The 22856-nt window shown below is 70.3% G+C and carries 24 protein-coding genes; 20 read left to right on the plus strand and 4 right to left on the minus strand.

What is annotated here, in order from left to right:
- Window positions 1–8 precede the first annotated feature (8 nt).
- The 16 genes from C3488_RS20540 (at window position 9) to C3488_RS20615 (ending at window position 15515) form a co-directional block, all read left to right on the plus strand.
- Window positions 9–1559: an aldehyde dehydrogenase family protein gene (locus C3488_RS20540; RefSeq protein WP_308460683.1), complete on the plus strand. Its 1551-nt coding sequence runs from the start codon at window positions 9–11 to the stop codon at window positions 1557–1559.
- Between the two features lie 24 nt (window positions 1560–1583).
- Window positions 1584–2378, plus strand: a complete 795-nt coding sequence (locus tag C3488_RS20545) for an SDR family NAD(P)-dependent oxidoreductase (protein ID WP_103841471.1) — start codon at window positions 1584–1586, stop codon at window positions 2376–2378.
- Between the two features lie 18 nt (window positions 2379–2396).
- Window positions 2397–3419, plus strand: a complete 1023-nt coding sequence (locus C3488_RS20550; RefSeq protein WP_103841473.1) for a glycosyl hydrolase — start codon at window positions 2397–2399, stop codon at window positions 3417–3419.
- Window positions 3419–3982, plus strand: a complete 564-nt coding sequence (locus C3488_RS20555; RefSeq protein ID WP_103841475.1) for a VOC family protein — start codon at window positions 3419–3421, stop codon at window positions 3980–3982. The genes C3488_RS20550 and C3488_RS20555 overlap by 1 nt, the downstream gene beginning before the upstream one ends.
- 37 nt (window positions 3983–4019) lie before the next feature.
- The gene (locus C3488_RS20560; RefSeq protein ID WP_258053540.1) at window positions 4020–4622 is read left to right on the plus strand and encodes an amino acid synthesis family protein; all 603 of its coding nucleotides are present in this window, start codon (window positions 4020–4022) and stop codon (window positions 4620–4622) included.
- A 1-nt stretch (window position 4623) separates the two neighbouring features.
- A complete protein-coding gene (locus C3488_RS20565; RefSeq protein ID WP_103841479.1) occupies window positions 4624–5544 on the plus strand; it encodes an alpha/beta fold hydrolase in 921 nt (306 codons plus the stop codon).
- The gene (locus C3488_RS20570) at window positions 5541–7232 is read left to right on the plus strand and encodes a bifunctional 3-(3-hydroxy-phenyl)propionate/3-hydroxycinnamic acid hydroxylase (RefSeq protein ID WP_103841481.1); all 1692 of its coding nucleotides are present in this window, start codon (window positions 5541–5543) and stop codon (window positions 7230–7232) included. Before C3488_RS20565 ends, C3488_RS20570 begins: the two co-directional genes overlap by 4 nt.
- Complete coding sequence (locus tag C3488_RS20575; RefSeq protein WP_103841483.1) at window positions 7229–7534, plus strand: NIPSNAP family protein; 306 nt, start codon at window positions 7229–7231, stop codon at window positions 7532–7534. The genes C3488_RS20570 and C3488_RS20575 overlap by 4 nt, the downstream gene beginning before the upstream one ends.
- 57 nt (window positions 7535–7591) lie before the next feature.
- Window positions 7592–8023 carry a carboxymuconolactone decarboxylase family protein gene (locus C3488_RS20580; protein WP_103841485.1) on the plus strand — a complete coding sequence of 144 codons (432 nt, stop codon included), beginning with the start codon at window positions 7592–7594 and terminating at the stop codon, window positions 8021–8023.
- Between the two features lie 267 nt (window positions 8024–8290).
- Entirely contained in the window at window positions 8291–8587 is a 297-nt protein-coding gene (locus tag C3488_RS20585) for a hypothetical protein (RefSeq protein WP_103841487.1), read from the plus strand.
- A gap of 383 nt (window positions 8588–8970) precedes the next feature.
- The gene (locus C3488_RS20590) at window positions 8971–10239 is read left to right on the plus strand and encodes a DUF418 domain-containing protein (protein ID WP_181139103.1); all 1269 of its coding nucleotides are present in this window, start codon (window positions 8971–8973) and stop codon (window positions 10237–10239) included.
- Window positions 10240–10335: 96 nt separating this feature from the next.
- Entirely contained in the window at window positions 10336–10473 is a 138-nt protein-coding gene (locus tag C3488_RS20595; RefSeq protein WP_258053541.1) for a hypothetical protein, read from the plus strand.
- A gap of 403 nt (window positions 10474–10876) precedes the next feature.
- Window positions 10877–12172 (plus strand): sodium:proton antiporter, encoded by a 1296-nt coding sequence (locus tag C3488_RS20600; RefSeq protein ID WP_103841492.1) that lies wholly within the window; start codon window positions 10877–10879, stop codon window positions 12170–12172.
- A 117-nt stretch (window positions 12173–12289) separates the two neighbouring features.
- Entirely contained in the window at window positions 12290–12511 is a 222-nt protein-coding gene (locus tag C3488_RS20605) for a hypothetical protein (protein ID WP_103841494.1), read from the plus strand.
- A 267-nt stretch (window positions 12512–12778) separates the two neighbouring features.
- Window positions 12779–14584: an ABC transporter ATP-binding protein gene (locus C3488_RS20610; RefSeq protein WP_103841496.1), complete on the plus strand. Its 1806-nt coding sequence runs from the start codon at window positions 12779–12781 to the stop codon at window positions 14582–14584.
- Window positions 14585–14930: 346 nt separating this feature from the next.
- Window positions 14931–15515, plus strand: a complete 585-nt coding sequence (locus tag C3488_RS20615) for a TerD family protein (protein ID WP_103841498.1) — start codon at window positions 14931–14933, stop codon at window positions 15513–15515.
- Window positions 15516–15750: 235 nt separating this feature from the next.
- On the opposite strand, the gene C3488_RS20620 is transcribed toward C3488_RS20615, so the two are convergent.
- Window positions 15751–16893, minus strand: coding sequence for a DUF418 domain-containing protein (locus C3488_RS20620; RefSeq protein ID WP_103841500.1), 1143 nt, complete (start codon window positions 16891–16893; stop codon window positions 15751–15753).
- 249 nt (window positions 16894–17142) lie between these two features.
- The gene (locus C3488_RS20625) at window positions 17143–17295 is read right to left on the minus strand and encodes a hypothetical protein (protein ID WP_181139105.1); all 153 of its coding nucleotides are present in this window, start codon (window positions 17293–17295) and stop codon (window positions 17143–17145) included.
- A gap of 313 nt (window positions 17296–17608) precedes the next feature.
- Between C3488_RS20625 and C3488_RS20630 the strand changes: the two genes are divergently transcribed.
- The 3 genes from C3488_RS20630 (at window position 17609) to C3488_RS20640 (ending at window position 20568) form a co-directional block, all read left to right on the plus strand.
- Window positions 17609–18274 carry a response regulator transcription factor gene (locus C3488_RS20630; protein WP_181139110.1) on the plus strand — a complete coding sequence of 222 codons (666 nt, stop codon included), beginning with the start codon at window positions 17609–17611 and terminating at the stop codon, window positions 18272–18274.
- Window positions 18274–19395, plus strand: coding sequence for a histidine kinase (locus C3488_RS20635; RefSeq protein ID WP_103841528.1), 1122 nt, complete (start codon window positions 18274–18276; stop codon window positions 19393–19395). Before C3488_RS20630 ends, C3488_RS20635 begins: the two co-directional genes overlap by 1 nt.
- Before the next feature lie 732 nt (window positions 19396–20127).
- Window positions 20128–20568, plus strand: a complete 441-nt coding sequence (locus tag C3488_RS20640) for a pyridoxamine 5'-phosphate oxidase family protein (protein ID WP_103841504.1) — start codon at window positions 20128–20130, stop codon at window positions 20566–20568.
- A 104-nt stretch (window positions 20569–20672) separates the two neighbouring features.
- Here the strand turns inward: C3488_RS20640 and C3488_RS20645 are convergent, their stop codons facing one another.
- Both C3488_RS20645 and C3488_RS40635 read right to left on the minus strand, forming a co-directional pair.
- Window positions 20673–21137, minus strand: coding sequence for a pyridoxamine 5'-phosphate oxidase family protein (locus tag C3488_RS20645; RefSeq protein ID WP_181139106.1), 465 nt, complete (start codon window positions 21135–21137; stop codon window positions 20673–20675).
- 188 nt (window positions 21138–21325) lie between these two features.
- On the minus strand, window positions 21326–21661 hold the full coding sequence (locus tag C3488_RS40635; protein WP_181139107.1) for a hypothetical protein: 336 nt from the start codon (window positions 21659–21661) through the stop codon (window positions 21326–21328).
- Window positions 21662–21926: 265 nt separating this feature from the next.
- Here C3488_RS40635 and C3488_RS20655 point away from each other — a divergent pair, with 265 nt between their 5' ends.
- The gene (locus C3488_RS20655) at window positions 21927–22619 is read left to right on the plus strand and encodes a response regulator transcription factor (RefSeq protein WP_103841508.1); all 693 of its coding nucleotides are present in this window, start codon (window positions 21927–21929) and stop codon (window positions 22617–22619) included.
- Window positions 22620–22856: the final 237 nt, after the last annotated feature.

The raw sequence follows: 22856 nt of genomic DNA on the forward strand, positions 1-22856 counted from the left end.
GAATCCCCGTGCACGACACCGCTCCGCCCCCAGCACCCGGAACCGATCCTGCCGAAGCCCATCTGGCCGAAGCCCGAGGGAAGGTACAGCGGTACCTGTCCGCTCCGCGCACGATGCTCGTCGGCGGAGCATGGGTGCCGGCCGTCTCCGGCCGGACCTTCGACACCCTCGACCCGGCGACCGGCACGGTACTCACCCAGGTCTCCGACGGTGATGCCGCCGACATCGACCGAGCCGTCGCCGCCGCGCGGCGTGCCTTCCAGGACTCTCGCTGGAGGCGCATGAGCCCGATGGACCGGGGCCTGCTGCTGCACCGGATCGCCGACCTCATCGAGGCCAACGCCGACGAACTGGCCCTGCTCGAATCCCGTGACAACGGCAAGCCCGTCTCCGTGGCCCGTGCCGTCGACGTCGGTACCAGCGTCAAGCTGTTCCGCTACTTCGCGGGCTGGCCGAGCAAGATCGAAGGCAGCACGATCCCGGTGTCCCCCCGGGGCGGAATGCGGGTGCTGAACTACACCACCCACCAGCCGGTCGGTGTGGTCGGCCTGATCGTTCCGTGGAACTTCCCCATGTCGATGGCCTGCTGGAAGCTGGCCCCCGCACTGGCCATGGGCTGCACCGTCGTTCTGAAGCCGGCCGCGGAGACTCCGCTGTCCACGCTCCGACTGGCCGAGATCCTGACCGAGTCGGGCCTGCCCGACGGTGTGGTCAACGTGGTCACCGGCGGCGCCGCCGCGGGCGCCGCCCTGGCCGCACACGACGACGTAGACAAGATCGCTTTCACCGGCTCGACGGAGACCGGCCGGGCCGTCATCCGGGCCGCGGCCGGAAACCTGAAGAAGGTCTCCCTCGAACTCGGCGGCAAGTCACCCAACATCGTGCTGCCCGACGCGGACCCGCAGAGCGTCGCCGAGGCCGCCGCCCAGGCCATCTTCTTCAACCAGGGCCAGGTGTGCACCGCCGGATCCCGGCTGTACGTCCACGACGCGATCTACGACGACGTGGTGGACGCCGTCGCCGAGCAGGCCCGCAAGATCGTGATCGGGCCGGGCAGCGATCCGGCCACCGAGATGGGCCCCCTGGTCTCCGCCCGGCACCACGACACGGTCTCCTCCTACATCGAATCCGGTCGGCAGCAAGGCGCCCGCCTTGCCACGGGAGGCCGGCGACCCGAACTGGCGTCGCCCTATGACGGAGGCTATTTCCTCGAACCGACGGTCTTCGCCGAGGCCGGCCAGGGCATGCGGATCGTGCAGGAGGAGATCTTCGGGCCGGTGCTGGCCGCGTTGCGCTGGAGCGATGTGGACGACCTCGTCACCAAGGCCAACGACACCCCCTTCGGGCTGTCGGCCGGAATCTGGACCTCCGACCTCGGACACGCCCACCGCATCGCCGACGACCTGCAGGCGGGCACCGTCTGGATCAACTGCTTCAACGTGACCGATCCGGCCTCCCCCTTCGGCGGCTTCAAGCAGTCCGGCTGGGGCCGCGAAATGGGCCGCAAGGTGCTCGATCTCTACACCGAGGTCAAGAGCGTCTGGGTCAATCTCGACTGACACCCCATCACTTCGGAGCGATCGATGGATCTTGAACTGACCGGCAGAGTCGCCATTGTCACCGGGGGGAGCCTCGGCATCGGCAAAGCCGTCACCCGCGAGCTGGCCAGGGAAGGCGCCGACGTGGTGATCACCGCGCGCCGGCTGCCCGCCCTGGAGGCGACCGCCAAGGAGATAGCAGCCGAGACCGGCCGCCGGGTGGTCCCGATCAGTTCGGACACCACCGACACCCGGTCCGTACGCGACATGGTGCGCGCGGCCGCCGACGAACTCGGCCGCGTCGACATCCTCGTCAACGGCGCGGCGGCCCCGTCCGGTCTGGTGCGCAACGGCGTCGAGGACGCGGACCCCGAGCTGCTGCTGGCCGACATCGACACGAAGGTCGTCGGCTACTTCCGCTGTGCCCAGGCCGTCACCCCGTACATGAAGGAGAACGGCTTCGGCCGGATCGTCAACATCGGCGGGCTGACGGGACGTTCCAGCCACGCGCTGTCCGGCATGCGCAACCTTGCCGTCGTCCACATGACCAAGGCCCTGTCCGACCAGCTCGGACCGTACGGCATCACCGTGAACACCGTGCATCCCGGCGTGGTGGAGACCGAACACATTCACGAGCTGTACGAGAAAGAGGCCGCCAAGCGCGGCATCACGGCGGCCGAGGTCGAGGCCGACTTCGCCGCCCGCACCCCCATCCGCCGCGTGCTCGAGGCCCAGGAGGTGGCCCAGAGCATCTGCTTCCTCGCCTCGCCGCGAGCGGCGGCGATCACCGGTGAGTCGCTGGGCATCGACGGCGGTCTCACCCGCGGCATCTTCCTCTGACCGGACAGGAGTCAGCTCATGCAAGGAACCATTCTCGTCGCCACCGCAGGCCAGGGCGTGCTGCGCAGCTCCGACGACGGCGCGACCTGGTACCGGCTCGGCCTGGGGCAGGCCCTCGAATTCGACGCCGTCGTGCGCTGCCTCGCCGTGCACCCCGAGCAGCCGAACGTGGTCTACGCCGGAGCCGATGTGGGCCTCGTCCGCAGCGACGACGCCGGTGTCACCTGGCACCGTGTCGACTCGCCCATGAACGACCAGACCATCTGGTCACTGGCGATCGACCCGAACGACGCGGACTTCGTGATCGCCGGCACCGGGGCGCCCTCGCGAGCCGCGGTCTTCCGTACGGCCGACGGAGGCGCGAACTGGGACCGGTTGCCCCCGCAGATCCCCGAGTTCTGCGCGGGAGTCAGCAAGCCACGCGTTCTCACCGCGACCGTCGACCGCTACGACCCCAAGAACCTGTGGTTCGGCATCGAGGAGGGCGGGCTCTGGCGCAGCCGCGACCGGGGCGACACCTGGGACCGCGTCGACGGCACACCCGCGAGCCTGCCCGACGGGGTCACCAACTCCGACATCCACTGTGTCCTGGTCTTGGAAGGCCCGCCGAAGACGATCGTGTGCGTCGTCGTCAACGCCCTGTTCGTGAGCCAGGACGACGGCAGGACCTGGACCCGCACGGACACCCGCAAGGAATGGGGCATCTACTACACCCGCCTGGTCAAGCAGATACCGGGAACCAACGAACTGCTGCTGGGCATCGGCGACGCCACGCCGGGGACCCTGACGAGGATCTTCCGCTCCACCGACCTCGCGCAGACCTGGCAGGAAGCCTCGCTCGACGTGCCGGCCAACTCCACCGTCTGGGCGTTCGGCGTGCACCCCGCCGACGCGCGGGTCGCGTTCGCCGGTACCAAGTACGGCCATCTGTTCCGCTCCACCGACGCCGGACGTACGTGGGTCAAGGAGTGGCGCGAGTTCAGCGAGATCACCGACGTGGCCTGGACCCCGGCCATCGCCGCAACCCCGGAGGGACACTGATGAACCGCAGCACCGACGACTCCACGCAGACCGGTATCGACCCCGACGAACGCGCGCTGGAAGAACACCAGCAGCCGACACCGATCCGTGACGAGAGCGTGCGCGACCTCAAGCCGAGGGTGGTGCGCACGCACCTGTCGCTGTTCGTCCGCGACCCCGAGGCATCCGCCCCCTGGTACGAGGACGTGCTCGGCATGGAGGTCACCGCACGGGGCCCGCAGTGGGTGTTCCTGTCCTTCGGCAAGAAGCACCACGACATCGCCCTCATCCGTGCCGAGGAAGGCGCGGCGATGAGCGGCATCGGCCTGCAGCACTACGGCCTGGAGGTCGACGGCAGCCTGGACGAATGGCGCCGGCTGTACGGAATGCTGCTGGCCAAGGGCGTGCCCGTGGTGAAGACCACGGACCACAAGGTGGGCTTCGGGCTGTACTTCACCGACCCGGACGGCAACCGCTTCGAGTTCTTCCACGAGACCGTCACCGACGACGAGGAGGGCAAGCGCATCCTCGGCCTCTACGGCGCCCCCAGCGACCCGATCGAGGTCGAACCCCTCCACAGCTGAACACCCCCGCCCCACCTCCTACCTCATGGAGAACGCCGTGCCCCAGCCGAACTTCGCCGGTTACCACATCCGTAAGTGGTTCACTCAGGTCGAGGAGACCCTCGCCAACGAGACCGGAGTCCACGCCGACGGCGAACCGGTGCGCAAGATCGTCATCGCCGCCGCCGTCCACAACCCCTATGCCGGCCGGTTCAGCGAGAACCTGGACGACATCGTCGGCGACTCCCCCAAGCTGGGCGAGGAGTTCGGCCGCCGTATCACCGAGGCCGCGGGCGGCCTGGCCGTCGAGAGTTACGGGAAGGCGTGCCTGGTCGGCGTCAACGGCGAGTACGAACACGGCAACGCCTTTCTGACCGCGGTCTTCGCCGACCCGGTTCGCGAGTCCGTCGGCGGCGGGAAGTCGTGGGTGCCCTCGACCGGCAAGCGCGGCGCGCCCGGGACCGTGATCGACGTGCCGCTGGCCCACAAGGACGCCCTCTACGTCCGCTCCCACTACGACACCGTCACGGTCGGCTTCACCGACACACCCGGTCCGGACGAGGTCGTCGTCATCTTCGCCGTCGCCACCCGCGGGCGGCTGCACGCACGACTCGGGGGCATCAAGGCCGACGAGATCCAGGGCCAGGACGGGCTGCACTGAGATGGACAGCGGCACCCACGGCAGGGGCGAGGCGACGGGCAACGGCCCGTCGGCCGCCGGCGCCGGCGCAACCGGCAAGGACCGCTTCATCACGCTGAACGGCCTGCGTGCCCACTACGTCGAGTGGGGCGAGCCCGGCCGGCCCGTCATCGTCATGCTGCACGGCCTGCGCAGCTACGCCCGCACCTTCGCCCCGCTGGCCGCCCACCTCGCCGGCAGCCACCGCATCCTCGCCGTGGACGCCCGCGGCCGGGGGGACAGCGACTGGGACCCGCAGGGCGAGTACTACACCTCCGCGTACGTCAGCGATCTGGAGCAGTTCGCCGACCGACTGGGCCTGGAGCGCTTCATCCTGCTGGGCCACTCGATGGGCGGTACCACTTCCTACGTCTACGCGGCCCGCCACCCCGATCGGGTCACCGCGCTGATCGTCGAGGACATCGGCCCCGGTTCGTCGATCTCCGGGGAGGGAGCCGAGCGCATCAAGCGCGAAATGGACGCCATCCCTGCGGAGTTCCCCCACTTCGAAGCCGCTCGTACCTACTGGCGCACGCTCCGTCCCGGCATCTCCGAGGCGGCTCTGGAATCCCGGCTCAACAACACGCTGCGACCGGGCACCTGCGGTCGATGGCTGTGGAAGTTCGACATGCCGGGCATCGCGAAGGCCCGCCTGAATTCCGATCCTGCCCGCCAGGTGGACCTGTGGCCCCACGTGGACGGGCTGCGCTGCCCGACCCTGGTCATCCGCGGCGGTGCGTCCGACTTCCTGCCCGCGGCCACCGCCGAGGCCATGACCGCGCGCAACCCCCGGGTGCGGGCGGTGGAGATTCCCGGCGCGGGCCACTACGTCCACGACGACGCCCCGGATCTGTTCCACCACCAGATCGCACAGTTCCTGACCGATCCGGAGGTCAACCCATGAGCGAACCTGCCGAGATCCGTACCGAGGTGGCCGTCGTCGGTGCCGGACCCTGCGGCGCCACAGTCGCCAACTACCTTGGCCTGTACGGAGTACAGGCCCTGCTCATCGACCGCAGCACCGAGATCATCGACTACCCCCGCGCCGTCGGCATGGACGACGAATGCCTACGCAGCTTCCAGGGCATCGGGCTCGCGGAGGAGATGCTCGCCGACGCGGTCCGCAACGTCCCGCTCAAGATGTTCGGAGCGGACGGCCGGTGCTTCGCCGACATCCGGCCCACCACCAACGAATATGGCTGGCCCCGCCGGAACATCTTCATGCAGCAGCTGGCCGAGGCCACGCTGCGCGCGGGCCTGGAACGCTACCCGCAGATCAGGCCGATGCTGGGCCACGAACTCGTCCGGCTGGAGCAGGACGGCACCGAGGTGCGCCTCGATGTGAGAGGTCCCGCCGGTGAGAAGGTGCTGGTGCGTGCCCAGTACGTGGTCGCCGCGGACGGCGGCCGCAGCACGATCCGCACCCACCTGGGGATCCCCCTGGTCGGGGACACCCATCCACGCAAGTGGGTGGTGATCGAGTGCGACAACGATCCGCTCGACGCCCCCTACACCGGCCTGCACTGTGATCCGAAACGGCCGTACGTCTGCGTGGACCTGCCCTACGACTACCGGCGCTGGGAGTTCATGCTCTTCCCCGGCGAGGACGCCGAGGCGATGCTCCAGCCCGAGAAGGTACATGAGCTGCTCGCCGGCCATGTGCCCGACCCGACGGCGCTCAACATCGTCCGGGCCCGCGTCTACACCCACCACTCGCGCGTCGCCGCCCGCTTCCTCGAAGGCCGGATCTGCCTGGTGGGCGACGCGGCCCATCTGATGCCCCCGTGGGCCGGTCAGGGCATGAACACCGGAATCCGGGACGCCACCAACGTCGCCTGGAAGCTCGCCGCCGTGGTGACGGGCCGGGCGCACCCGCGGATCCTGTCCACGTACGACACCGAGCGACGCGAGCACGCCAAGGCGATGGTCGGACTGTCGGACACCCTTGGCCGCGTGCTCTCGTCGACCAGCACCTGGGCGGCACGCACCCGCGACGTTCTGCTCCGCGGTCTCACGGTGGCGCCACAGGTGCGCGACTGGCTTCTGGAGATGCGATTCAAACCGATGCCCCGCTACACGGAGGGCGTCGTGCTGCACAGCCGGCGGCCCGTGGCCAAGGACTCGGCTGTCGGCCGGATGATCGTCCAGCCGAACGTGGAGACGGCGGACGGGCGGTCGGTACCGCTCGACGACATGCTCGGTGAGTGGTTCACCCTCGTCGGGTACGGAACCGACCCCCTGGTGCACCTGGACCCCGAGTCCCGTGCCTTCTGGGACAGGATCGGCACTCGCTACGTCACCATCGTCGAGTCCCGTTCAGGGCGTTCGCGCGCCGAGCGCCTCCGCTCAGGCACTGATTCGGTCGTCGTGGAGGACCTCGACGGCGCCTTGCGGAAATGGTTCGCCGCTCAGTCCGGCACCGTGGCCGTGATCCGTCCCGACCGCTATGTGGCGGCCATGGCCGACACCGCGGAACTCGCGGGCATGAGCGGCGACTTCGAGCGGCTGCTGTCCCCCCGGCGGCAGCCGGACGCGCACGACGAGAAGCCGCCCCGGCCGGCGGCCGTCCTGGCCGACGGGGGTGCGTCGTGATCATCGAGGAACGCAACTATCTGGTCAGACCCGGGGCGGCTGCGAAGTACGCCCAGCTGTGGGACGAGTACGGCCGCGAACCCCAGGTGCGTATCCTCGGGAACCTGCTCGGCTTCTACGTCACCGAGGTGGGGGAGCTGAACACGCTGGTCTACCTGTGGGGCTACGAAGGGCTGGACGACCGACTCAAGAAGCGTGCCGAGCTCGCCAACGATCCCGACTTCGCGGCATTCCGCGCCCAGGTGAGAGACCTGCTGGTGCGTCAGTCCAACAGGATCCTCACGCCCGCCCTGCCGTCCTGAACACCTGCGCCGCAAAGCGGAAGCGGCGACCGAACAGCACTCGTGCCCAGGAGAACCATGTCCACCGACGCCCAGACCCCGAACAACGCGCAGCAATACATCGACGCGATGGCCCGAGAACGCGGGTACGTTCTCGACTACCACAAGGTCATGGCCCAGCACGACTTCGAGGTGCTGCAGGCGACCAACGCCCTGGTGCGGGCCGCCTATCTCGCTCCTCGCGCCCTGGACCCTCGAACCAAGGAACTGCTCTTCATCCTGAGCCTGACCGTGATGAGAGCAGGCAAAGGACACATCCAGAGCCACATCCGGGTAGCCCTGGACCTCGGTGTCACCTCGCAGGAAATCCTCGAAGCAATCGAGATCGCCCTCCCGGAGGCCGGAATCGTCGCCTTCCAGGCCGGCTTGGACGCATGGCGCGAGGTCGTCGACGCCCGCGGCGTCGAACCCACCGTGCAGGTGCACCAGGGCGGCTCAGGAACGGGCTGACAGAGCCCCGGCCGGGCGTTCCTCGACGTTCCTCTGCCCGAGGCCACAGGCTTGAGTCGGTAGCGACGGCGAGCAGGGAGAGGTGGATGAGCCAGGCCGAGAAGGGGTCCATGGCGGGCCCGAAGTCGGCGGCGCCGCGTCGCGGCGACCGGTAGTTGCGGCGGCCGTTCTCCGTCGCCGTCCCTGCGTCTGCGCCTGCGCCTGCCGAGAATGTCATCCATGCAGCTCAGGGGCTTGTTCGGTGCTGCAGCAGGATGAGTACTCGTAGTGCTTCGTCTCGCCTACCTGGCTATCACCAACGCGTTCGCCGCGCTGCGGCTGCTGCCGATGAGCGACCGCGATAAGGACGCGGAGATCCTCGCCCTGCGCCACCAGATCGTGGTCCTCGAGCGGCAGCTCGGGGAGGACCGGGTGAAGTTCGCCTCGGAGGACCGAGCCTTCCTCGCCGCTCTGCTGGTGCCGCTGCCGCGCCAGGTTCTGCGTCAGTTCCGGTTGCTGGTCCAGCCCGACACCGTGCTGCGATGGCACCGCGACCTGATCAAGCAGCGGCACGCCGGCACCTGAACGCGAACCGCCAGCGGCTGAGCCATACGGCGTGTCGGCGCGCGGCGCTTCGCACCGACCAGCGGGCATCGCCTGCCGGACTGATGCGGAGTGGCCGTTGCGATGGCAGATCCGGCAACAGCGCCCGGAACGGACGCGAGTAGGACGAGAGCGCGGGGATGTTCACCGACCTCTGTCCCGATGCGGCGGTGCCGAAGAACGCGGGGTGTGGTGAGCCCGCTGACCCGCGGCGTCCCGGCGATCAGGTCGGCGACCACAGTCGTTCGTGTACGGCCGAGACCGACCCCCGCCGATCGGAGGGGGGCAGTTGGCCGACCGGGGGGACACCTTCCGAAGCCCGGCGGATGGTCGACCGCCCCCCCCGCCTCGGCAAGGTTGTCCCGGTGACCGAGATCGAAAGCACCAACAAGACGCCTCCCCGGCCTTTACCCTCACCCGAGTCCGCCACGGCGACGGAACGCCCCGCGCCGATGGCGCGGCTGGTCGGGGTGGACCTCGCGCGTGCCCTGGCCGTGTTCGGGATGTTCGCCGTGCACGTCGGCCCCACACCCACGCCCGGAGGCGGCGTCGGCGACTGGTTCCTGGAACTGGCGAGCGGCCGGGCGTCGGCCCTGTTCGCCACCCTCGCCGGGTTTTCGTTGATGCTGATCGCAGGCCGCTTCGAACCGAAGACCGGACCGGCCGGCCGGCAGGCGAGGGCGCGGATCGTGATCCGGGCCGTGATCCTGCTGGTGCTGGGCAGCGCGTTGGCGATGACCAACTTCGGCGGCGCCGGGATCCTCAACTTCTACGCGGTGTACTTCCTGCTGGCCCTGCCCCTGCTGAGGCTGCGGGCCAAGACGCTCGCGATCATCGCGGTCACGCTCGCGGTCGTCACACCGCAGGTGGCGTACGTGACCCGGGCGCTGCTCACCGAGTCGGTCGTGCACAGCATCGACTCCTGGGACCCGATCGCGCGACTGTGCGGCGTGGGCGTGCTCGATCTCCTGCTCCTCGGCCTCTACCCGGCGATCACCTGGATGACGTTCGTGGTCACCGGCATGACGTTGGGCCGGCTGGATCTGAGCTCCGGCGCGGTCCGGCGGCGGCTGGCCGTCGTCGGTCCCGCGATGATCGCGTTCGGATACGGCGTCTCGTGGCTGGCGCTCCGGCTGACCGGCGGCGCTCAGAAGATCATGGCCGGGATGCCCGCCATGCAGGACCCAGGTGCCATGAAGGATCCCGGCATGGCATCGGGCTCCTTCGACTCGCCGGTCGGTGGCGGTCTGGGCGGCCCTGACGCATGGGGGCTGCTGGCGGCCGAGCCGCACAGCGGTTCCACATTCGACCTCATCGGCAGCCTGGGGATCGCGATCACCGTGCTCCTGTGCCTGACGGTGGCCCTGGACCGACTGCCGGGGCTGCGCCGACTGGCGAAGCCGGTCATCGCCGTGGGCACCATGTCCCTGACCCTCTACGTGGGCCACATCCTGGTGATCCTCGCCCTGCCCGGCGAAGCGGCCACCCCGCCGCAGTCCGCCTCCGCCGCGCTGCTGCTCTGCTTCGTCGTCGGGGCCACCGTGTTCGCGGCGGTCCTGGCCCGCTTCTTCCGCCGCGGACCGCTGGAATATCTCCTCAACGCCGCCACCAAGCCCGCCAAGTACATCCGATGAGGTCAGCGATCACACCGAGAAGATCGCCACCGGAAGACCTCCTTCCCCGGCGCCCCGCAGCTCGGCAAGCTGATCGCCACGCACCAACTCCGCTACATGCTGCTCACCCACCTGCGGCCCACCACCCCTGCAACCACCTGGGTGAAGTCCCACTGCGAGCGCGTCCGCTCCGGGGCCTACGGCTGGCGCACCAGGGGCAACTTCGGCCTCTACGACTGCCGCGCGCAGGACTGAGCAGAGCGCCGAGGGCCACGACGGCCCCCGCCGATCGGCGGGGGTGGAGCAGCCGACTGCGGGATGGGTCAGGCAGAGGAAATGCACAAAGATCCTGTTCGCTGCTCCACGTGACATCGGCAGAACCCGGAATGGATTGCTTCTTGACCACCACTCGATCCCGATCCCGATGCCCCGTGTCCACGCGGCGCCCCGCTCGGCGTCGGGCGGACATGGCGAGGAGATGCTGAGCCGGAGCCGGAGCCGGAGCCGGAGCCGGAGCCGGAGCCCGGCGTGAGTGCCCGCGCTGTCTTGCCTGGTCTCGTCCGTTGTACCGTCTGCCTGTGCTGACGCCGGTCGACGCCCCTGTGGAGGCCCCGGCGGGGCGGCCGCCGGTCTGTTCCGAGTTCTGAAGCGGATTCAAATGATCTTTGTCCTGATTGTGATCACCACGGTGGTTGCCGGGTGGTCGCTGGTGGCCGGCCGGCTGGAGCAGCGGCATGTGCGGGCTCCTCTGGTGCTGGTGTTCGCGGGAGTCGTCACGGGTGTGTTCACGCACAGCCATATCGCCGCCACGTTGAACTCCGAGGTCGCTCAGCATGTGGCCGAGGTCATCCTGGCCGTCCTGCTGTTCGTCGACGCCACCGAGCTGCCGGGCGGGCGACTGTTCGGCAACGACCCGGGCTCCGCGGCGCGGGCACTGCTGGTGGCCCTGCCGCTGAGCCTGATCACGATGGTGCTGCTGGGAATGTGGCTGCTGCCCGGGCTGCCGGTCGCGCTGCTGCTGCTCGTCGCGTGCATCGTCGTCCCGACCGACTTCGCCCCGGCCGAGACGCTGGTCCGCGACCGGCGTATCCCGGCGAGGGTGCGCAGCGTGCTCAACGTGGAGGGCGGTTACAACGACGGCATCGTGTCGCCCCTCTTCCTGTTCGCACTGATCCTCGTCGGCACCCATTCCGTCACCCGCACGCCCATGCAGGCTCTCGGCACGGCGGTGCCGTTCGCGCTGAAGGCCCTCGTGGTCGGCTTCGTGGTGGGGGCGCTGGTGGCGTGGCTGATCAACATGGCCGACCGCGCGGAGTGGATGACAGAGCAGTCCCGGCGGGTCGTCGTGCTGGTCACCCCGCTGCTCGCCTACACCGTGACCACGGCGATGGACGGCAATGGCTTCGTGGCCTCGTTCGTGTGCGGGATCGCCTTCCGCTACGTCAGGCAGGCGCCGGTCCGCCGGCGGGGTGCCTCGGCTCCCCACGCCTCGGACTTCCAGCTCATCGAGGACACCAACTCGATGGCGACGATGTGCATGTGGTTCTTCTTCGGCAACGCCGTGGTGCTCGCCCTGGGCGAGGGCGTCCACTGGCCCACCGTCGTGCTCTGCGTCGCCGCGCTCACCGTCGTGCGCGTCCTTCCGATCATGCTGGCCTTCCTCGGCTCGAAGTTCAGCTGGCGGGAACGGCTCATGGTCGGCGCGCTCGGACCGCGCGGTACCACCTCCATCGTGTTCGGCCTGCTCGCGTTCAACGCTCTGCCGGACGGGCGGTACGCCGACACCGCCCTGTACGCCATGACCCTGACGGTGCTCGGCAGCGTTCTGCTGCACGGCGGCGGCTCGGTGGTCATCGCCCGGTCCCTGACCGGCCCGTCCCCGTCGGCTGCCGGCGGCCCCGGTTCCCCGGAGGCCGACGAGCCGGACGCACGGGTCGTCGACACGCGCGGTTGATGTGCCTGCCGGCCGCGGCGGGTACCACTCCAGGCCGATGTCCTCCAGCCACTCGGCGGGGGCGGACCCGACAGTCGTCGGATGGGCGCAGAGCGGCCGGGCGGACAGGCTGGAGGCATGACACAGCATGTTCGCAACAAGGAGCCCGAGACCGTCCCCGGGGCGTCGGCCGACCTCGATGTGCGGGACCGTGACGTCACGCTCCGCAGAGGCGGGGTGCTGGAACTTCTCGGCCTGACGCTGGTGGCGGCCGCCGGTGTCCTGTTCGTCCTGCGTCCTGAGTTCTACGAGGCAGGGGTGCACGTTTTCGCCACGCGGGCGGCCTCACTGGTCCACTGAGTCGGCGATCGGAGATCTCCTTCGCCGTGAGGCCTCCGCGGCCATCCGCACCATGGCGGGCTCCCCTGCATGCCGTTGGTGCCGGCGGCCTCTGCCTGGCCGTCGTACACGCCCTGAACTCCGCGATGCCGTCGTGCACACACTCGCGCACTCGCGACGAGGGCCGCCGAAGCGGCCCGTTGAGCCGACGCCCCCAAGGCCCCCGTGCGGGCCGGTGCCCGCAGCCGCTGACGCGGTGCGCGGCCGAGGACCTAGGAGAGGAATCCTGTGAACACCGCATCCGCCCCCAAGGCGACGGGTGCCGAGTCCCTGCGCGCCCGCGAGACCCTCAAGGCGCTGTACGGGTACATCCGTCCGCACCGGTGGGCCGTCGCGCTCGGTCTGTTGTGTGCACTGGCCGGGGCCGCCGGGGGTCTGCTGCAGCCCCTGGCCACGAAGACGCTGGTCGACCGGCTCTCGTCCGGTGGAACGATCGGAAACATCCTGCTGGCACTGACCGTGCTGGTACTGCTGAGCACGGCGGCCGAGGCGTTCGGAGCCTATGTGCTGGAACGCACGGCGGAGTCGGTGGTGCTCGCCGCCCGCCGCAGCCTCATCGGACGGATGCTGCGGCTGCGCCTCGCGGAGGTGGACCGGATGCAGCCGGGCGATCTGATGTCCCGGGTGACCTCCGACACCACGCTGCTGCGGGCGGTCAGCACCCAGGCGGTGGTCTCCGCGGCGACGGGGGCGTTGACGCTGGTCGCGGCGGTCGTGGTGATGGCGTTCCTCGATGCCGTCCTGCTGGGCGTCACGCTCGGCGTGGTCGCGGTCGTCGGTGTGGGTGCCGCGCTGGTGATGCCGAAGATCGGGCAGGCCACCGAGCGCTCCCAGGCGGCGGTCGGGGAGATGTCCACGGGCCTGGAGCGGGCCTTCGGCGCGTTCCGTACGGTGAAGGCGTCCGGCGCCGAGGAGCGGGAGACCGCTCGCGTCGAGGCGGCGGCGCGCAGAGCGTGGCGCCATGGCGTGCGCAGCGCGAAGTGGGAAGCCGTGATGGGGACGGCGGACAACCTCGCCGTGGAGCTGGCGTTCCTCGCGGTACTCGCCGTCGGCGGGGCTCGCGTGGCGTCCGGGCAGATGCCCGTATCCACGCTCATCGCCTTCCTGCTGTACCTCTTCTACCTGATGGAGCCGGTGTACAAGCTGGTCGACGCCGCGTCCCACTACCAGGAGGGCGCGGCCGCGATCGCCCGGATCGCGCAGGTGGACGGCCTGGCGACGGAGAAGCAAGACCGGCACCGGCCAGTGCGGCCCGCGGAGACCGAGGCGGTGCCGCCGCGTCCGGCGTCGGTTCGCTTCGAGGAGGTGTCCTTCCGGTACGGGCCCGGGCTGCCGGACATCCACCAGCGGGTGGACTTCGAGGTGCCGGGTGGCGGGATGACGGCCTTCGTCGGTCCCTCGGGCGCGGGCAAGTCGACGGTCTTCGCGCTCGTCGAGCGGTTCTACGAGGCGACCGGCGGCCGCGTCCTGGTCGACGGCAAGGACGTGACGAAGTGGCCGCTGTCCGAGCTGCGGTCCGTCATCGGGTACGTCGAGCAGGACGCGCCGGTACTGGCCGGCACGCTGCGGGAGAACCTGGTCTTCGCCGCCCCCGGCGCGACCGACGACGACATACGCGCGGTCCTCGCCCGAACCAGGCTCGACGCCCTCGCCGAGCGGCTCCCGCACGGCCTGGACACCCCGGTCGGGCACCGCGGCACGAAACTGTCCGGCGGCGAGCGCCAGCGCATCGCGATCGCCCGCGTGCTGCTGCGCAGGCCCCGGCTGCTGCTCCTGGACGAGGCGACCTCGCAGCTCGACGCCATCAACGAGCTGGCACTGCGGGACGCCATCGCCGACACCGCACGCGAGACCACCGTGCTGGTGGTGGCCCATCGCCTGTCGACCGTCACGGACGCCGACCGCATCGTCGTCATGGACGCGGGCACGGTCCGCGCGGTCGGCACCCACGAGGAGCTGGTGGACCGAGACGAGCTGTACGCGCAGCTTGCGGCGACGCAGCTGCTGGCTCCGGTGGGGCGCTCGGCGGGGTGAAACGGGTCTGCGCGCTGGCTGGTCCCGTCGGTCGTCGGCTGCCTCTACCGGACGTCGGGGGCAGGGCGGTCGGTGGCCAGGAGGAGCTGGTGGAACGGGACGAGCTGTACGCGCAGCTCGCGGCGACGCAGCCGCGGGCCCGGGCGGGAGCTCGGCGGGGTGAGACGGGTCTGCGCGCTGGCCGGTCCCGTCGCCTGTCGGCTGCCCCCACCGGACGGCGGGGGCAGCCGGGCCAGGTGGCGGGGTGGCGCCGGACATCCGCCGGATACCGGCGCACCACACGACTCGTGAGGCTGAGGCCAGGCAGTTCGCTCACCCCCGTCGGTCACCTCACCCTGGAGTCCCCATGCCCGTGCTCATGGCCATGGGTCAGCAGGTCCCGCTGAGCAGGCCGGACGGCCGCCCGATCAACCTGATGCGCGTGGGTATCGGCTGGCAGCCCGCTCCGCGCCCCGGACTGCTCGGCGCGCTCGGGCTCCACCATCGTGACCGCCTCGGCACCTTCGCAGTGCTCTACAGCCAGGGCCAGTTCCTCGACGTTCTCTTCGCCGACAACCCCCGCAACCCGGACCAGCCCGTCGAGTACATCACTGGTCTGACGGCGGAGGACGTCCCAGGCGAAGGGGACAGCGAGTCGTTCTTCGCCCGCCTGTCCCTGCTGCCTCCCCACGCGGACCGCATCGTCTTCGCCGTCAGCTCCTTCGACGGCAGCACCTTCGCGACGGTGCATCGGGCGCACTGCCGGCTCGTCGACGAGAGCCTGGGGCACGAACTGGCCCGGTACGCCTTTCCCGCCACGGGCTCCCACACGGCGCTGATCATGGCGGAGGTGACCCGCTCAGCGGGCGCCTGGACCATGACGGCCCTGGGTGAACCGGCGACCTGCACCACCTTCGCCGACCTCCTCCAGGCCATCGGACGCCATGGCTGAGCACGCGCGCGGCGCGTCATGATCAACCTGAGGACCGAGCGGCGAACCCCCAGGCTTGAGCACCGAGGAGACTGCCCGGGCACCCATCGGTCGGCCGGGACCACAGCCGAAGCCCGCAAGGGCGATCCCTTGCGGGCAGTCGGGCAGTCGGGCAGTCGGGCAGTCGGGCGGTCGGCAGCCGGGCGGACCGTCCGGGCCGGGACGGGGCGGGAAGCCCAGCCACCCCGGCCGGACCTCACCGGATGTACTTGGCGGGCTTGGTGGCGGTGTTGAGCAGGTACTCCAGGGGGCCGCGGCGGAAGAAGCGGGACCAGATCGTGGCGAACACGATCGCCCCGAGGACGTACATGAGCAGCGGCAGCCAGGACTGCTGGGTGCCGGTCCCGGCGGGCGTGGACAGCGCGGACTGGGCGAGGAAGTGGCCGACGTAGGCCGTCAGGGACATGGTGCCCACGGCGATGACCGGTTTCGCCAGGCGGCGCAGTCGCGGCAGCCGGTCCATCAGCACCGTCGCGCCCACGATCACGAGGATCGCGACGCCCACGCTGCCGATGATGTCGAACGTGGTGCCGCTGTGCGGCCCGGCGGCCAACAGATCCGAGTACGACAGCTGGGGCTCCATGGCCCCGCTGCCCATGGACGCCGCCCCGGAGCCACTGGACGGCGACATGTCCTCCGCCGTACTCCGCAACGCGTTCTTGCCCGCCAGCAGCAAGGACAAGCCGTAAGCCCCCACGACGAGGCCGGCACCGATCGCCGCCAGGCGCCGCTGGACGGCGCCCGCCGACAGGTCCATGCGGCCCAGCGCCATGCCGGCGATCACGAACGGCGTCCACGTGAGCGCCGGATAGAAACCGGTGAGCAGCAGATCGAGCACTCCCACCTCGCTGAGGTGGCTGAGCGGGTCGTAGGCGTTGATGCCCTGCTGGACGGAGTCGCTCAGCCGCATGGTCAGGACGAACGACAGCTGCGGCGTGACGAGCGCGAGCCCCGCCACGATCATCGCGAGAGTCCCCGCGCTCAGTCGCACCAGGGGCAGGGCGAGAAGGAAGTAGACGCCGTAGAAGCCCAGGATGATCACGCCGCCGTATTCCACCGCCATGGCGGTGCCCAGCGCCAGCAGGATCACGGCCCGGATCGCGATCCGGGCCTTCGCCTGCCGGCCGGCCAGTCCGGTCTTCGGCTCGAAGCGGCCCGCGATCAACATCAGCGAGAACCCGGCGAGGGTGGCGAACAGGACCGACGAGTGCCCGTCCGCCATGTACCGGATCCAGCTGGCGACCCCGTGTGTGGCCGACAGCGGGGGGCCGATGTGCACGACGTACATGCCGAACACCGCCAGCGCGCGGGCCAGGTCCACCCCCACGAGGCGTCCCATCGAGGGACCGCCGGGGGCCTGCCCGGCGGACTCGGACGGGGTTCGGGGCCGTGGCGGCGAGTTCTCCTGCGGAGCCGGCGTTTCCTGCGGCGGCGGTATCTGTGTCATACGGAGAATCTCGCGTGTACGTCAGGGAGCGGACCATCCGACAGGTCTCGGCGACACCCCCGCCGACCGGCCGGGACCGCCCCGCCGACCGGCGGAACAGCGCCGCGCCGTGCGGTCGGCGAGTCCGGACGGCCAACTGCCCTATTTGATGACGGCGTTGGCCACCACGACGGCCAGCCCGAGCAGCGCGTCCACCGTGCCGATCACCAACGCGGAGCCCCACGTGCGGCCCGCGGCGCGGGCCGCGAGCAGGCCCCGGGCGACCAGCAGCACCACATGCACGGCGACGGCCACGTATGCGATGCCCGCCGAGGGCCGACCACCCCCGGCCGGGCCGATCCCACCGGACGGGAACCACGGACGCCGTCAGCCGAGCGTCGCCCACCCGCCCGCCGACGGACCGGAGCGCTCCCCCCGACCGGCTGGAACCGGCCTGCTGGGTGGCGGGTGTCCACAGCGGCGGCACCGTCGCGGGCCTTGCCCGACGTACTGTGGACGGCAGGCGATCACCGTACGAGAACGTGGATGCCCCGATACCGGGTGTACGGAACGCCGTGAAGCTGGACAGAACAGACGAGTGTGAGGCGGAACGCCGGTGATCCGGGTAGTGGTGGTGGACGACGAGGCGCTGGTGCGGTCCGGGTTCGAGCTGATCCTGAACGCCTCCGACGGCATCCAGGTCGTGGCGACCGCGCAAGGAGCGCAGGCCGCCGACGTGATCCGGCGCGAGCACCCGGACGTCGTACTCCTCGACATCCGCATGCCGGACGTGGACGGCCTGACCGTCCTGAGGGAGATCCAGACGCTGGCCGAGCCGCCGACCGTGGCCATGCTGACCACCTTCGACACCGACGAGTACATCCTGACCGCGCTGCGCTCGGGAGCCGCGGGCTTCCTCCTCAAGGACACCGAGCCCGAACAACTCGCCCACCTCGTACGCACCCTGGCCGCGGGCGGGGTGGTGATGTCCCCGAAAGCCTCACGGGCTCTGCTGCGCAGCCATCCGGGGGCGGGAGCGCCCCAGGACGCGGACGTGGCGCGCGTGAATCTGCTCAGCGATCGCGAACGTGACGTCCTCGTCCTGATCGCGGAAGGACTGTCCAACGCCGACATCGGCACCCGCATCCATCTGAGCGCGGGCACCGTCAAGGACCACGTCAGCTCGATCCTGACCAAGCTCCGGGTCTCAAGCCGCGTCCAGGCGGCGCTCCTCGCGGAGCGCGCCGGACTGCTCAGCGACGACCGCGCCGACCCGGCACGGAGCAACGGATGATGAGCACGGGTCAGGCACTGTGGCGGCGGGTGCCGCCCTGGGCCGTCGACACGGGCCTCGTCGTGCTCGCCGCACTCGACGCCTGGATCAACCTCTACGGCGAGGCGACACCGTTCATGTGGGCCTGCGCCGCCGTCGGCTGCGCCGGACTGTTCCTGCGCAGGCGCCTTCCCCTGACCGTCTTCCTGCTGACACTGCCCATGACCCTGTTCATGGACGTGGCAGTCGCGCCGATCGCCTCCCTGTACACACTGGCCACGAGCACCCGCAACCGCCCGCTGCTGGCCGGCTGCGCCCTGCTGAACGCGGCGGCGAGCACCCTAGCCTGGCCCCTGCCCGACTCGTTCTCCCGCGACCAGACCTGGACGCTCATCCAGTTCGTCTACACGCTGGCCACGGCCTTCGCCCCGATCCTGTTCGGCCAGCTCGTCCAGGCCGGACACGACGTGGCCCGCCAGCTCGTCGAGGTCGAAGAGGCGCGCGAACACGAACGCGCCCTGTACGCCCAGACCGTCCTCGCCCGCGAACGCGCCCAACTGGCCCGCGAGATGCACGACGTCGTCTCCCACCAGGTCAGCCTCATCGCCGTACAGGCCGGAGCCCTGCAGGTCGCCGCCAAGGACCCCGACGCCCGCGACGCCGCCCGCACCATCCGCACCCTGAGCGTCAACACCCTCGACGAACTCCGCCACATGGTCACCCTGCTGCGCGCCTCCGGCGGCAGGGAAACCGAACTCACCCCCCAGCCCACCCTCGCCGACCTCCAGCAGCTGATCGCCAACAGCGGCATCGAGACCACCCTGACCGGCGGGCTCCCGCCCGGCATCAGCACGACCGCCCAACGCACCGTCTACCGCACGGTGCAGGAAGCCCTCACGAACGTGCGCAAGCATGCCCCCGGCGCCCGCGCCGAGGTGCACCTGTGGCACGACACGCAGCACTTCGGCGTCACCGTCACCAACACCGCCCCCACCCGCCCGTCCGTCGCCCTGCCCAGCGCCCGGCACGGCCTGATCGGCCTGAGAGAACGCGCCGAACTCCTCGACGGCACCCTCACCGCCAAACCCACCCCCGAGGGCGGATACGAGACCGAACTACGGGCCCCCACCCGGCACGCCTGAGCACAACCCGCCCTATGCTCTGGCTGCCTCGTCGGCTGAACATGCTGAACTGGGGCGGGGACCGGCCAGTCGCCGCTCGGGTACGGCCTCGTCCCACCCCGCGACCGAAGCCCTCTACGACGTCTGCCGATTGGGAGCCGCGAGCATGTCCTGGCAGGCAGTTGGCCCAGGAATGATTGCGGGCGAAGACGTGGAGTCCCAGATGCGGCGTGGTCTCCGCGTCAAGCGCCACGCCACGTCGATCGCTTTAGCCCTGGTCGGATGAGTTGTCGTACCACTCGATGGTGGTGCCGATGAGGCTGGCGGCGACGATCCTGGGGAGCTTGGCGGGCGTGGGTGGAGCGGATGCTGCGGAGGCCATGTGCGCCACTTCCTCGTGTGCGGTGGGGACGGGTACGTGCTGGCACACGGGAGGAAGATGCAGGTCAGAGGCGTATGTGGCGGGACACCATAGTTACGCACGTCGAGGTGCGTGCGCCCACCATGGGTCCGCCGCGAACCCCTGCATGATCGCTGCGGCGAGGCCCTGCGGCGGCCTGTCCTGCGGCGCTGCCCAGTGCCGGAAATCCGGGCCGATGGTCGGGCCGGTAGGGCCGGTCGGCCCCTCTTCGCCGCCACGTTTCATCGGGCCGCTCTCCGGTCAGGGCGGGACCGCCGGCCCCTCACCTGCAGCCGTTGCCGGGATCAGCATGGAGCGTAACCCCCTCCACCGGGCGAAGGACGGGCTGACTCATGTACCCGAACGATGGTTTCCGCGAACTCGGTCGTCAGGAGTGCCTGCGCCTGCTGGGGACCGCACCCGTCGGCCGCGTCGTCCACACATGCCAGGCCCTGCCCGCGGTCGTGCCGGTCAACTTCGGCCTCGACAGCGACGGAGCGGTGCTGCTACGGACCGCGGCGGCCTCGGAACTGGCCCGTGCGGTCGACGGCGCGGTCGTCGCCTTCGAAGCGGACGCGGTCGACGTGGAAACCCACTCCGGCTGGAGCGTCGTCGTCACCGGCCGGGCCGCCGTCGTGACCGACACGGCCGAGGTCGAACGTCTGGAGCGGATCGGCCCGCGCTCCTGGGTTCCCTCACCCGAGGAGGTCTTCGTGCGCATCGAGCCCGAACTGGTCACCGGACGTGAACTCGTCGGCGGCCGCACGATGTACGGTTTGCGCCTCTCTGTCTGAGCACTGGTCGCCACCGTCGGCGACCGGCCCGACGACCCCACGACGAGGGGCCGGACGGCGAGGTCGGCGGCTGCCCACCGCCGAGGGGAAAGCTGCGACCGTGATCAGCCGGCGTCGGCTTCGTCGGCGGCGGTGAGGCGGACGCCGGTGATCAGGTCGGGGCGGATGCGTACCGCGTAGTCCACGGTCTTGTCCACCCAGGGAGTGAGCAGTGCCCGGTAGCGGGCCAGTTCCTCGGAGTCGGTCACCAGGTGGGCGTAGCCCGTGACCACGACGCTCCAGCCGAGGTGCGTGTCGGGATCGATGGCGTCGGCTTCGTATGCCACGACGACCCCCTGGCCGCCGGCCTGCGCGGCGCGCGCGGTCAGTGCCGCGCCCTCGTGGGTGCGGATGACGATGTCGCCGTCGTCCAGGATGTGATTGACCGGGCGGACGGTCGGCAGCGCGTGGCGGGTGAAGACGATCCTTCCGAAGGACACACTGCCCAGCAGCCGCAGTGCTTCGTCGCCGTCCAGCTCGATGCTCCTGCGCGACCCGGCAGCAGGGGCATGGGGGGTATCGAGGGTCATGGGAGGCTTCCGTGCGGTTGCGTCGCTCACTGCTGTGTCCGGCGCCCAAGGCTGTTGCGCGGCCTGTCGCCGTCGTGACGGCCGGTGCGCCGGTACGGCATGTGCGTCGTCCCTTCGAGGTGTCACCTTCGAGATGTCGCCGGCTGTCCGTGGCGTCCGGTCGGGAGCCACGGACAGGTTCGATCAAGTCATTGGAACGGCACGGGAGCTTTTCGCACCAGGGCCCTTCGGCCCTTGTCCGCGTCCGGCCGACCCTGCTTGTCCTGACTCACCGGCACCGGCACCGGCACCGGCACCGGCACCGGCACCGGCACCGGCACCGGCACCGGCACCGGCACCGGCACCGGCACCGGCAGCGGCACCGGTTCGGGCAGGCCGGCGGGGACCGTGCCGCGCCGGAGGACCGTAGGTTTCCGATCCCGGTCGCTGTCGGCAAGCCGGCCGCGGCGCAGGGCACCGCCAGCCGCCGCGCCACGGGGACACCTGACTGCGCGGGGCCACAGGACCTCCCACAGGACCTTCACCCTGTTGGCCGAACTCGGTTGTGGCTCTGCGACATCCGTCCGCTTCCGCGAGCCGTCGGGGGCGTGGACCCTGACCGCAGGGGTCCGACGGGCCACTTCGTACCCGGCGGCAGCGGCTGCTCCGGCCGCGTCGAGATCATGGTGGGAAACAGGGCCGACCGGCCCTGGCCCTTCGGCGCGCATACGAGAAAGGATCTCGGTACGGAGGACCGATTCCGTCCACGAGCGGACATCGGTGCGAAGCGAGGGATCAGGGAGCAGTTTGATGGCGGACGGCGAGCGGCCCGGCCCCGGCAATCCGATCCGGGTCTTCCTGCTGGACGACCACGAGGTGGTACGGCGTGGTGTACGCGACCTGCTGAACGACGAGCCGGACATCGAGGTGATCGGCGAGGCCGGCACGGTGGAGCAGGCGCTGGTGCGCGTCCCAGCGCTGCGCCCGCAGGTGGCGGTGCTCGACGTCCGTCTGCCCGACGGCGACGGCGTGACCGTGTGCCGGGAGCTGCGATCGCGCATGCCCGAACTGGCCTGCCTCATGCTGACCTCCTTCGACGACGAGGAAGCCCTGCTCGACTCGATCATGGCCGGCGCTTCCGGCTACGTCCTGAAGCAGATCCAGGGCTCGGACCTGGTGTCCGCCGTGCGCACCGTGGCCGGCGGCCAGTCCCTGCTCGACCCCAGTGCCGCCACCAAGCTGATGGCCCGGCTGCGCGGTGGCCGGCAGGAGGAACAGCAGCCCGACGGACTGCAGGGCCTGACCACCCGGGAGCGGGAGATCCTGGCCCTGATCGGCGAAGGGCTGACCAACCGCCAGATCGGCCGGCGGCTCTACCTCGCCGAGAAGACGGTGAAGAACCACATCTCCCGTCTGCTGGCCAAGCTCGGCGTGGAGCGCCGCATCCAGGCCGCCGTCATCGCCACTCAGGTCCAGGACCGGAAGCGGCAGGAAGGGCACTGAGTGGTTTTCAGCCGCTCTCGGCGGGGGCGGGACCGCCACTGAGGGCGGCTTCGCTGCTTCCCTCGCGTCCGAGGCCGGACTGCTTGACTCCGCCGAACGGTGAGGCCGCGTCTGAAAACAGGGCGCGGATGGGGCGGGGGAGCTCCCCCGCAAGTCTTCCAACGCCGGTGACTCGGCGATCGACGATCAGGGCCTCCTCCTCGTCTGCTGCTGCTTCACGGTCCGCCGGGACCGCCT

The organism is Streptomyces sp. Ru72 (assembly GCF_002920635.1).
Taxonomy (GTDB): domain Bacteria; phylum Actinomycetota; class Actinomycetes; order Streptomycetales; family Streptomycetaceae; genus Streptomyces.

Bases quoted from the DNA above. Each gene is read 5' to 3' on its own strand.
- C3488_RS20600 (WP_103841492.1), top strand. From the start codon at position 10,877: ATGATCTTTGTCCTGATTGTGATCACCACGGTGGTTGCCGGGTGGTCG.
- C3488_RS20555 (WP_103841475.1), top strand. From the start codon at position 3,419: ATGAACCGCAGCACCGACGACTCCACGCAGACCGGTATCGACCCCGAC.
- C3488_RS20570 (WP_103841481.1), top strand. From the start codon at position 5,541: ATGAGCGAACCTGCCGAGATCCGTACCGAGGTGGCCGTCGTCGGTGCC.
- C3488_RS20595 (WP_258053541.1), top strand. From the start codon at position 10,336: ATGCTGCTCACCCACCTGCGGCCCACCACCCCTGCAACCACCTGGGTG.
- C3488_RS20635 (WP_103841528.1), top strand. From the start codon at position 18,274: ATGAGCACGGGTCAGGCACTGTGGCGGCGGGTGCCGCCCTGGGCCGTC.
- C3488_RS20655 (WP_103841508.1), top strand. From the start codon at position 21,927: ATGGCGGACGGCGAGCGGCCCGGCCCCGGCAATCCGATCCGGGTCTTC.
- C3488_RS20605 (WP_103841494.1), top strand. From the start codon at position 12,290: ATGACACAGCATGTTCGCAACAAGGAGCCCGAGACCGTCCCCGGGGCG.
- C3488_RS20640 (WP_103841504.1), top strand. From the start codon at position 20,128: ATGTACCCGAACGATGGTTTCCGCGAACTCGGTCGTCAGGAGTGCCTG.
- C3488_RS20615 (WP_103841498.1), top strand. From the start codon at position 14,931: ATGCCCGTGCTCATGGCCATGGGTCAGCAGGTCCCGCTGAGCAGGCCG.
- C3488_RS20550 (WP_103841473.1), top strand. From the start codon at position 2,397: ATGCAAGGAACCATTCTCGTCGCCACCGCAGGCCAGGGCGTGCTGCGC.
- C3488_RS20545 (WP_103841471.1), top strand. From the start codon at position 1,584: ATGGATCTTGAACTGACCGGCAGAGTCGCCATTGTCACCGGGGGGAGC.
- C3488_RS20565 (WP_103841479.1), top strand. From the start codon at position 4,624: ATGGACAGCGGCACCCACGGCAGGGGCGAGGCGACGGGCAACGGCCCG.
- C3488_RS20580 (WP_103841485.1), top strand. From the start codon at position 7,592: ATGTCCACCGACGCCCAGACCCCGAACAACGCGCAGCAATACATCGAC.
- C3488_RS20645 (WP_181139106.1), bottom strand. From the start codon at position 21,137: ATGACCCTCGATACCCCCCATGCCCCTGCTGCCGGGTCGCGCAGGAGC.
- C3488_RS20620 (WP_103841500.1), bottom strand. From the start codon at position 16,893: ATGGGACGCCTCGTGGGGGTGGACCTGGCCCGCGCGCTGGCGGTGTTC.